The sequence below is a fragment of the Paenibacillus turpanensis genome, assembly GCF_011421635.1.
Taxonomy (GTDB): Bacteria; Bacillota; Bacilli; order Paenibacillales; family YIM-B00363; genus Paenibacillus_AK; species Paenibacillus_AK turpanensis.
Map to the genome: position 1 here is coordinate 1 of NZ_WTLI01000050.1, position 2,374 is coordinate 2,374.

The 2,374-nt window shown below is 39.2% G+C and carries 2 protein-coding genes and 1 pseudogene; all 3 read left to right on the top strand.

Annotated elements, in window-relative coordinates:
- Nucleotides 1–760: pseudogene (locus GQS10_RS23410) on the top strand (GH-E family nuclease); the annotation flags it as partial.
- A 16-nt stretch (nt 761–776) separates the two neighbouring features.
- Entirely contained in the window at nt 777–1,193 is a 417-nt protein-coding gene (locus tag GQS10_RS22695; protein ID WP_166246574.1) for a tetratricopeptide repeat protein, read from the top strand.
- 11 nt (nt 1,194–1,204) lie between these two features.
- On the top strand, nt 1,205–1,624 hold the full coding sequence (locus GQS10_RS22700) for a hypothetical protein (protein ID WP_166246576.1): 420 nt from the start codon (nt 1,205–1,207) through the stop codon (nt 1,622–1,624).
- Nucleotides 1,625–2,374: the final 750 nt, after the last annotated feature.

A 2,374-nucleotide genomic window follows, 5' to 3' on the forward strand; every position in this document is an offset into this window, starting at 1 on the left:
GCTGCAATTCGCGAACCTCGGCATGAAGATGGGGATGAACTTCCTCGGAGATATGGCCTTTGATGAGGTCGCATCGGAATTGCTAAGCTCCGATTTGATCCCGCAAAACATGCAGTTTGCTGCTAGTATGATGGCAACCATTATCTCTGGTGGCAGCGGCAAGGGTAAGGGCCGTGATGGCAATAACGATGGGTTTGCCAGCGGTAACAACGGTCGCCGTGATGATGATAGGCGCGATGAAGATGAAAAGCGCAAGAAGAATGAACAGGAAGAAGATCGGAAGAAGAATGGCCAGGTTGACCCGCAGAAATCTGGTTCAGATGGGAATAAGAAGCCTGAGGGTACGGGTGAAACTGCTGAGGAGATTGCGGAGAAAGCCGCAAAAAAACAGAAAGCTAAAAAGGCTAAAAAGTTAAGGGAACAATATCTAGGAAGAACACCAGGCAAGAAATCACGTACTGGACGTGAAGTAATAGAGAGAATGAAGAATGAGATCCCTCCAAAAATTAGGACAACACGTAGTGGTAAAACAGAATTTATGGATAGTGAAGGAGAATGGCATGATCTTAGTGAGGCAGATATGGCCCATTTAACCGATGCTGTCTCATGGTGGAATAGTACTGGTAGACATTATGGAGCAAAGTCAAAGGAAGTAAGGGAATGGATGTTAAACTCGGATAATTATGTATTAGATCACTATAGTCTGAATCGCTCAGCAGGTGCAAAGTTAGGTGAAAACTATTTGCCACCAACCAAATAATTGGAGGTAGAAATCTTTGGAACTAGATGATGGAATTCATGCTCAGATTATTAAGTTATGCGAAGAGGGAGATTCCCTAATTGATGAGGGAGAATTTAATAGGGCGATAGAGAAGTATTCCACGGCCTTAGAATTAGTGCCATCACCGAAGATTGATTGGGAAGCAAGTACTTGGATTTATACAGCATTAGGAGATGCTTATTTTCTCAATGATGATTATGAAATGGCAAAGAGTAATTTTTTTAATGCTCTTAATTGCCCAGATGGCATTTCAAATCCGTTAATTCTATTGAGACTTGGAGAGAGTTTATTTGAGTGTGGGGAGTTGAATAAGGCAAAGGAATACCTATTAAAGGCTTATATGTTGGAAGGTTACAAGATATTTGACGGGGAAGATGATAAGTATATTAAAATAATTAAAGATATTATTTGAGGAGGAGAAATATGGCTATCTTACAATCACCTATAAAAGAGAAGTTTGAGTCCCTCATTAAAAAAAGTAATGATCAATTTGAAAATGGTAAACATAATGATTCTATAATAACTCTGGAAGAAGCATGGGGTTTATTGCCTGAACCGAAAGGTATTTATAGTGAAGAAAGCTTTCATTTAGTGAAGGATATTATTGACACCTGCTTTGTTATAAAAGATTTTAAAAAGGCAAAAGAATGGTCGGATAAAATCTATTTAACAGGATTTGCACGAAAAGATACAGGTAAAAAGGAATTTATGTCAGGGAAAGTTGCTTTTGAATTGGGTGATGTAGAATTAGCAAAAGAGTTCTTTAGCATAGCTAATAAAAAATCAGAAGGTCGATGTTTCGAGGATGAGGATAGCAAGTATCTTAAATGCTTTAAAACTTAAGGACTGGTAGGTAAGTTAAATCTGTCCATCATATTGAGTCCGTATAATTGTGTGTAAAATGGTAGGTTCATAAAAAGAAAAGAGCCATATTCATAGCCCTCAGTTAGAATAGTGTTGTCGAGACAATATCCTAAGTACACGAGGTGTTATGAAATGGCTCAAAACCAGATTAACGTAGATTCACGGTTATTGCAGCAATTATTTTTAGGGAATTCTCAGGGTCGGTCAACATTTACGGTATGTAGGCCAACTCCCCCTCCCCGGGGGAGTTCCCTATAAATGAGTTTACACAAAATTATTGAGAAGACCCCACTTAAACAATAACACATACAGCCTAGATAATATCGGTAACCCCCGAATGGATATGATTAAATTCTCGCATCCCATAGCACTATTTGGATGCAATCCCCGATTCGGCTTAAAATTAGTGCGGGAAGAAAAGCTGAATTAGCTTGGCTTCGTTACCACCCACCGTCTAAAGTCCTCCTTATTAATGGGACTGCTACTTTCTCAATTTTCCAATGTGGAAGTTTTTTAAACCATGTATAATCCTAAGAATAAGCTCGTACAATCAACCAAGAAAACTATCACTAAACAAATAATGCACTTAATAAACTTTCAAAGCTCTTTTCAACTTGAACAATGGTTGGAATGAGCTTTTTTGCATGCACAAAATCAAAGGCGAACGATGAGAATAGCATGTGGGCCGTAGCGGATCGGGCCGCCGAAGGGAGACACGGAGCATGAGCT

What these genes read in the sequence shown, in the direction of transcription:
- GQS10_RS22700 (WP_166246576.1), top strand. Translation starts at nt 1,205, where the DNA reads ATGGCTATCTTACAATCACCTATAAAAGAGAAGTTTGAGTCCCTCATT.